This window comes from Enterovibrio norvegicus DSM 15893, from assembly GCF_900115495.1.
Taxonomy (GTDB): Bacteria; Pseudomonadota; Gammaproteobacteria; order Enterobacterales; family Vibrionaceae; genus Enterovibrio; species Enterovibrio norvegicus.
The window spans coordinates 86,390-94,799 of record NZ_FOWR01000007.1; the positions used below are offsets into that span (position 1 = coordinate 86,390).

The following is an 8,410-nucleotide window of genomic DNA, read 5'->3' on the forward strand; positions in this document are numbered from 1 at the left end:
TTTGCTTTGATAGATAATCGGGTTTTGTTATTCACTCACAACACTCGCGAGCGAGGTTATTGCTCGTAGAGATAACAACGCACAAAGTGGTTCTCAGACAGTTGTGTCACAGCTGGCAATTGTTCACGGCACTTTGGTGTCGCATGCGTGCAGCGACCCGCGAACGGGCAACCCACACTGTCTGGCGTCCACAATGGGATTTCACCACGGTTGCCTTTCAGCTTCTCGTGAATCGATTTGCGAGGATCCGGCACTGCTGAGACCAGAAGCTGCGTATATGGGTGTTGCGGATCGTGAATAATTTCTTCCACATCCCCCCATTCCACCATGTGCCCGACATACATCACGGCGATGTCTTCGGCGATGTATCGTGCAGTAGCAATGTCATGAGTGATGTACAGCAGCGCCATTTCACGCTCAAACTTCATCTCTTCCATCAAGTTGAGCACGCCGGCGCGGATAGACACATCCAGCATGGAAGTTGGCTCATCCGCCAGTACTACTTCAGCGCCCACAGCGATGTTTCGCGCTAAGTTCACACGCTGGCGTTGTCCGCCAGAAAGCTGATGAGGGAATTTCGCCGCGGTTTCTTTTGCAGGCGTAAGCCCCACTTGCTCAAGCAGGTGGTAAACCGTTTCCTCGAGTTCTTTTTTATTGCTCGACGTCACTTTGTTATGAATGATCAACGGACGCGCGATGTGGTGAAAAATAGTGTGGGTTGGGTTCAACGAGCCAAACGGGTCTTGCCATACCATTTGCACGCCTTGACGGTATTTCATCAAGTCATCGCCTTTGGTGATGGTTTGAATATCTCGGCCGTAGTATTCAATGCTGCCGCCCGATGGCGGGTACATCTTGGCGATCATTTTAGCGGTGGTCGACTTCCCAGAACCTGATTCACCCACCACAGCGAGGCCGCGGCTTTTATACATTTTGAATGACACATCGTTGATGGCACGCATCTTCGATTTCTTCAAAGAATTACTGTTGACGGCAAAGTCTTTAATCAGGTTTTTGCCTTCAACGATCGGTGTTCCTAGTGGCTTACTCATAACATCTCCTACATACACCCTGAACCATCAGGGTGTATGGTATTAATCACGTCTTAACCTAGCTTTTGCGTAAATAGGTGGCAGTTAGATAGGCGACCCGGTTGAATCTCGCTCAGCGTGGTTGACTGGCTAAAGCACGATGGTTGCGTTTTGCTACAACGCGCTTGGAAGCGACAGCCCTGTGGGATTTCAAGCAAGTTAAGCGGGTTCCCAGGGATCCCCGTCAATCGTGTTTTCGGGCCCGTGAGTGGTGGAAATGAGCTCCCCAACCCTTCGGTATAAGGATGGAACGGGTTTTCGAGGATTTGCTTAGATGGCGCTACCTCAATTAACTCACCGGAATACATGATGCCAATGCGATCAGAAAACTCGACCATCAAGGAGATGTCGTGAGTGATGAACAGAATTGAAAAACCAAACTCTTCTTTTAGTGCGTAGATCTTTTGCAGGATTTCGCGTTGAACCACCACATCCAGAGCGGTAGTTGGCTCATCCATGATGATCATTTTCGGATTCAGTGCGAGCACAATGGCGATCACTAGACGCTGACGCATGCCACCTGAAAACTGATGCGGAAAATCACGCAAACGACTTGGGTGAATATCCACGATTTCTAGCAGTCCTTCAGCACGACGAACCGCTTGCTCGCGCGTGAAGTTGGTGTGACGCATGATCACGTCACAGAACTGTTCTTCCATCGTAAGCACTGGGTTCAGGGCGTTCATCGCACTCTGGAACACCATAGAGATTTCGCTCCAACGGAAGTGCGACATTTGACTGTCAGACTTCTTAAAGATGTCTCCATGACCGTCAAAGATGACTTCACCACCAGAGATAAATGCAGGTGGTTTGTGCAAACGCATCAGCGAGAATGCAACGGTCGACTTCCCACAGCCAGACTCGCCTGCAAGACCGAACACTTCGCCTTTACCAATGTCAAAACTGACATTGTTTACCGCACGTACATCACCTGCATCCGTGATGTAATCAACACACAGGTTACGAATGGAAATTTGAGGGTTTGTCATTATTTCGCCCCCTCTTCAAGTACGTGTTGAGGTGCAGTTTCTCCTTGAGCGGCAGCACTTTTCGCCATTTTGTTGCGCGCAGTCCAGCGGCGCATACCCTTGTGAGAGCGCAATTGCGGGTTCGCGATTTCATCCACGGCGAAGTTAAGCAGTGACAAGCCAATCGCAATAAAGGTCAGAGCCAAACACGGAGGAAGAATTTCCCACCACGCGCCAACCAACATCGACGAAGACGTCTGCACGTTGTAAAGCATCACGCCCCAACTGATCGAGTTTGGATCGCCCAAACCAAGGAAGGACAAACTCGCTTCCGTCATGATGGCCAACATCACACAGCCAATGAAGCTTGCGCCTAGAATCGACATCAAGTTTGGTAGGATTTCGACCGCAATAATACGGAACGGCGATTCACCCAATACCTCAGCCGCACGCACAAACTCTTTTTCACGCACCGACAAGGTTTGCGCTCGCACTACCCGCGCCCCCCATGCCCATGATGTTATCGCAATCACAATGGCGATCGTCATTGGCCCTGCCTGACCAATAAATGCGGCGATGATGAAGAGCAACGGAAGCTGCGGCACCACCAGCATGATGTTCATGGCCGCTGACAAATAGTCATCCACTTTGCCACCGAAGTAACCTGCAGAAACACCAATCGCGGTCGCCAAGAAACACACCATGAGACCGGCACCTAGGCCGACTGAAATGGAAGTGCGTGCGCCGTAAACAAGCTGTGACCAAATATCACGACCCATACGCGATGTGCCTAAAACGTGTTCCGCTTTTTCTGACATCATCAATGTACGTTTGTTGGTGGCGAGCGTGGTCGCAATCCAACCATCTGGGTTGTTTTGCGCTGCTTTTACAACAAACGCTGGATATTCGTGAGGATTGCCCGTTCCCTTCTCAGGGTCATGCGTTGTGATTTGAGGAGCAAAAATTGCAGCCAACACAAAAAGGGCAAGAATACACAATCCAGCCAATGACTTGAGGTTGCCTGCAAGCAGTTTAAATAACCCCTTCATAATTATTTTTCTCCCTTACGAAGGCGAGGGTCGAGCACCACGATCAGAAGGTCGGCCATAAAGTTAAAAAACAGCATAAACATGGTCATAAGAAGCAACTGACCCTGCAATACTTGGTAATCACGCGCATGAATGGCGTTCAAAAGTACGGTGCCAAGGCCTGGATAGTTGAAAATCATTTCAACAATTAACTGGCCACTGATGGCGGTACCCAGTGCCATAGAAAGTGCAGTCACACTTGGTAGCATGGAGTTACGGGCTGCGTAGTTAAAGATAACGCGGTTTTCGCTCAACCCTTTTGCGCGTGCCATGGTGATGAAGTCTTCGTTCAGCAGGTTAATCATGTTGTTACGCATGCTGATCAAGAAGCCACCAATTTGGCTGACGGTCGCACAGGCTAACGGCAATGCTGCGTGATATGCGACGTCTTTATAGAACGCCCAGCTACCCCAATCTGGCAACGTACCTGACGTATATGCATTGCCTGAAGGGAACCACTCCAAGCCAATCGCAAAGGTATAGAGCACCAGCATGGCGACAACCACGGAAGGGACAGCTTGCACGACCAGCATACTTGGAGAGATAAATGCATCGTAATAGCTACCACGACGCCACGCGGCGAAGATACCCAGTACTGAACCAATACAGAAAGAGAGAATAACGGCGGTACCCGTTAGAAATAACGACCAACCAACCGCGCCGCCCAACAATTCATTAACAGACAGCGGGTAGAACTTAATTGAAATACCCCAGTTACCAGTGAATATATTGGCAAGATATGTAAAGTATTGTTGATATAAAGGCGCATCAACAAAACCTAACAGTTTTTGCATCGCAGCAATACGCTCAGGACTCACATGAGCCATTGCGTTTGCAAACATCATGGTGACAGGATCACCCGGCATTGCACGAGGCAATATAAAATTCAATGTTGCTGCAAATAACAAGGCGACAAAATAAAAAGATAAGCGCCGCATGAAGAAACCCATAGTTCCGCCCTACTTAAACACTAATAAAATAATTCTTTAAATAAATGTTAAACCCAGAAATGGATTAGATTATTCAGAAAAAGGAAAAAGCGGCCAATACAAGGATTGGCCGCAGGGTATATTTACGCTTTTGGTTTTAGATCCAATACGTGTAACAAACGCTCAGGAACACCCGCCCAAGATAGAGGACGACCTTTCGGGTTCTCTTCACTCCACCAACCCGTGAAGCGGCTTTCATTAAATTGGTATACATCAACACCGGACATCACAGGAATCGTCACTTGGTTTTCAGCAATGATTTTCTGGATTTTATGCGCGATGACCATTTGCTCTTCTTGATTGCCCGTTTTGTAGAAGCTATCAAGCAGCGTATCTAGCTCTTCATTCTTGAAGAAATGCATCGCGAAGCGTGGCATGCTCGCGCCCTCTTGATAACGAGAGTGGTACGCGCTGTTCCAGTAGCGATGTGGATCCGCGCCGTTGAAGTAGTTGGTGTAAGCCACGTCATACGTGCCCGTTACCATGGCTTTGTTGTATACCGCGAAATCTGCAGTGCGCGCTTTAGCGTTGATGCCGACGTTTTGGAGCTGCTCAACACCCAACTGAACCGTGTTGTTGAAGTCAGTCCAACCTGTTGGTGATTGAAGCTCTAGCTCGATTTTTTTACCGGTTGGCGTTTCAATAAAGCCGTCACCGTCGATATCGACGAAGCCCGCCGATTTCAACATCGCTTTCGCATTCTCAACACTGTATGTGTTGAAGCCTTTGTATTTGTTATAAACGTCTTTGTCAGCCCAGAATTCAAAGACTTTACCTAGGCCAGATGCGTAGTCATTCACCACACCGTTACCGTAAAACGCGATATCGATGATCTTTTGGCGGTCAATCGACATGGAGAACGCACGACGGAAATCGACGTTGTTGATGGCTTCATTGTTACCAGGGTGTGGTGTTTTGAAGTTCAGCATGAATGCTTGTGCACTCGCTGCTGGATACCAATATTTGTGGTTAGGGTTACGCGCAGCGTAGGTGCTATCGATGTCTGGGATAAACGCTGCCGTCCAATCCAATTCAGATTTAATGATTTTACCCAACAGTTGGTCATTGTTTGCGATTTGAGGAACGCGTAAACAATCCACTTCTAGGTTGTCATTGTCCCAATAATTTGGGTTACGACACTGCACATAGAGTTGCGGTGTAAAGGTATCAATTTCAGTAAACGGACCCGAGCCCACTGGGTTTTCATTGGTAAACATTTCAGGTTGTTCAACCTTTTCCCAAATGTGTTTTGGCACGATTGGAATGGTCGAAATTTCGTAAGGCAGGTTCGAGTTTGCTTCTGTCAGGTTAAAGATAACCTTGTCACCATCACGCTCTATGCTCTTGATCCAACGGTCCATGCCTTTCGGGTCAAGCTCAGGTTTTTCATGAATCAGTTTGAACGAGTAAACCACGTCTTCCGCAGTGAATGGCGTGCCGTCTGACCATTTCACACCTTCGCGGATAACGAAAGTCACTTGGGTCAGGTCTTCAGACATGTAGTAGTCCTTCGCCAAACGCATCACCGGCTTGTTGCCGTGCATTTGGTTGAAGATCACCAATGGCTCATAAATAAAATCCGTCGTTGTACGCAAGTTTGTCGCTAGGTACGGGTTGAAGTTACGTATCATCGTTGGATAAAAATCAGACACGATAGTGAGCTGATTTTTTTCTGCAGCAATGGCTGTGGGTGCAGTTAGCGCAGCCAGCGTGAGCACCGCAAGTTTTTTATATTTATTCGTGACCATTAAGAGTCCTTACTACATGTTCATTGGTGAGGTTTTTAAATATGCATTTGAATGCATTATTCAATGAGCGACACTATGAACACATTTTAATAATGTTCAATTGACGAAACTCTCAAAACGATATTTTAAATATTTTATTACCCTTTCAAGATCACGATCTCACACTTAAAAGAAAAATTAAAATAGGGAAAATAAAATTATTCATTTATTTTAAATACGTAAAAACCGACAGAGAGTTAAATAACCCTAGCCAGCAATATATATTTTAAATAGTAATAAAAGGAGCAAGCCATGAATAGTGAATAGTAATTTATTCCAGCATTTTTAATTATGACTTTCAGTGAAGGAAGATCACATACTATTCCTATTTCTCCATTTCATTCACTCAGGTGATCTTAAACAGATTAAGGGAAAGTGCAGAGTGGATTAATCGTACAAATGCTGGACAAGCGTCGCCAAACAGCCGAACCGTGATATGTGCTGAAAAAATCAGCAAGCAATATAAAAAGCCTCTAAACCTCTAGTAACTAAGTAACTAAGTAACTAAGTAACTAAGTAGCTAAGTAGCAAAGCCCCTAGGCAATACTTCTTCGCAGCGCGCTGAGCTGCTCGATATCAGGCATGGTTTGACGAATGGTATCGGAGTAACACCAAGGATAAGGTAGCCCTTGTGCCCAACTCACTATTTCTTCTGATACATCGGAAGACAACATCGCAATTTGTTCAATGGTGATCACCAGTTTTACGGCGCGGGAATCGGTTTCTCGGTCAAACGTCCAACGATAATTGCCCGTACCCATACGAACGCCACCGCTTTTACGTTCTGTCATGCACACCATCCACTTACACGACAATTCAGATTCGGTTGAATCTGACTTGTCTGCAAGGCAGAACGTATGAACGTTTTCATACGCATCATTAAAGTGACGAACAAGGATATCTGTGATGGCATCGAGTCCATCGGTAATAGCAGGGAACGACATGTTCTCGGTTTTAAGGATCATCTCCAGCGTCGCATCTTCTGCAAACGCAGTAGACATCAAAGCAGGTTCATTTTTGTCCTTGGCTCGAATGTAGTTCTCAACAATGGTGAGATGTCCGCAGTTTAGCGCATTCAGCATGGTTCATGTCCTTCAGTTCAATAGCCGTAACTTATAGAGAAACCGTCGCTCTTGCCACCTTCTTGCAATGTGAATACCTGTTATTTCTAAAAGTCTCGTTTTTGCATCTCAATCAGACTATTTACCCCTTAACGACAGTTTTCGATCCTTTCCTCGAAATACGCGTTGTGACAGGTATCGATAGTGATTTACATCAGAGAGTTACCAAGTGAACACTCGGGGTAGATTTTCAACACTTCTCACATACATACCGATGCCACAACCAAATTGATCACCTTATGTGGGCGCTAGCAATGAAAACAGTTCAAAGTTCAAGCGAAGAGTACGTTGTGCGGATAATCTTTATATTTAACAACGTATACATCTCTGCACTAAACAGGTTATGGCTGTTTCCTTAACCAATCCATGGTCTTATCAATTCGCTGCTGGCCTGTATCGGACAGTGCTGCTTTGTCCATTTGCCTTAACCAACGCATCAACGCAAACCAATCATCAGATGCTTGTACAGTGCCTTCTCCTTTAGCCTGCCTATCTGGGGAAAAACCTTTGCTCATGTGCCACGACGTCAGGTTTTTGCGCGATAATCCAATCGGCAATGCCGCACCAAAGTCAATCAAACACACTCGGTTGTCCGCCGGATCCCAAAGCACATTCGAAGGTTTAATGTCTCCATGTATCCACCCGGCCTGATGACAGTGTCGCACCGCTTTCAGTAACGCTGGCAGCAAGACGGTAAACGTCTCAGCCTGATGCGGACTCAGTTCAATCAATGGGACCATGTCGGGATGGTATTCCACCGAGATAAACCTTGTTGCAGGATAAAGCGCAAGAGCCTGTTGGACACCTTCACCTTTGCATGCAGATAAAGCCTCCCATTCTCGCTCTAAACTCGACCTCTCAGAACCAGGTGAACACCTGCGCAACACCACAGCGTCACCGGTTTCAATCTCTGTCGCCAAGTACGCATTCGGAACGGGCTTTGAGCTCAGCGCTTTTGTTAACGTGAATTTTCGGTCCAGCACCTTCCCGACTTGCCAACTTTCCTGCATCGCAAGGGTTTCCGCTAGCAACTTGAGATGGTTAGGTGTCATATGAACCTCTAAGCAATAAAGATGAAAATGCTGTTTACTGTAATTCTAGGATCAGACAGAAACGCAGGTCAGCGAGATTTCACTACTCACGCATTGATCACGTATTTATGAAGACAGACTTCAAATAGGCTGAAGTTGGCTTGTCGGAGCCGGGGGCGCGCACGTCCGGGACTCAAGCCGAAGGCTCGTGAGAGTCAAAATCCAAATTCAATAGATATAAAAAAGCCCCGCGCTCTTTTCTAGAATGAGCAATCGAGGCTTCCTTGTGTTGGCGGAACGGCCGGGGGCGCGCTCGCCCGGGACTCAAGCCGGAG

7 protein-coding genes are annotated in these 8,410 nt (G+C 46.8%); all 7 read right to left on the bottom strand.

What is annotated here, in order from left to right; all coding sequences use genetic code 11:
- Positions 1–56 precede the first annotated feature (56 nt).
- Positions 57–1,052, bottom strand: coding sequence for an ABC transporter ATP-binding protein (locus tag BM082_RS06080; RefSeq protein ID WP_017018001.1), 996 nt, complete (start codon positions 1,050–1,052; stop codon positions 57–59).
- A 53-nt stretch (positions 1,053–1,105) separates the two neighbouring features.
- Positions 1,106–2,080: an ABC transporter ATP-binding protein gene (locus BM082_RS06085; protein WP_074925839.1), complete on the bottom strand. Its 975-nt coding sequence runs from the start codon at positions 2,078–2,080 to the stop codon at positions 1,106–1,108.
- Positions 2,080–3,108 carry an ABC transporter permease gene (locus tag BM082_RS06090; RefSeq protein ID WP_017018003.1) on the bottom strand — a complete coding sequence of 343 codons (1,029 nt, stop codon included), beginning with the start codon at positions 3,106–3,108 and terminating at the stop codon, positions 2,080–2,082. The genes BM082_RS06085 and BM082_RS06090 overlap by 1 nt, the downstream gene beginning before the upstream one ends.
- Positions 3,109–3,110: 2 nt before the next feature.
- Positions 3,111–4,097 carry an ABC transporter permease gene (locus tag BM082_RS06095; RefSeq protein WP_017011753.1) on the bottom strand — a complete coding sequence of 329 codons (987 nt, stop codon included), beginning with the start codon at positions 4,095–4,097 and terminating at the stop codon, positions 3,111–3,113.
- Positions 4,098–4,219: 122 nt separating this feature from the next.
- A complete protein-coding gene (locus tag BM082_RS06100; protein WP_074925844.1) occupies positions 4,220–5,884 on the bottom strand; it encodes an ABC transporter substrate-binding protein in 1,665 nt (554 codons plus the stop codon).
- 575 nt (positions 5,885–6,459) lie between these two features.
- Positions 6,460–7,005: a nuclear transport factor 2 family protein gene (locus tag BM082_RS06105; RefSeq protein ID WP_074925849.1), complete on the bottom strand. Its 546-nt coding sequence runs from the start codon at positions 7,003–7,005 to the stop codon at positions 6,460–6,462.
- 380 nt (positions 7,006–7,385) lie between these two features.
- Positions 7,386–8,096, bottom strand: a complete 711-nt coding sequence (locus BM082_RS06110) for a protein kinase domain-containing protein (RefSeq protein WP_074925853.1) — start codon at positions 8,094–8,096, stop codon at positions 7,386–7,388.
- Between the last annotated feature and the right edge of the window lie 314 nt (positions 8,097–8,410).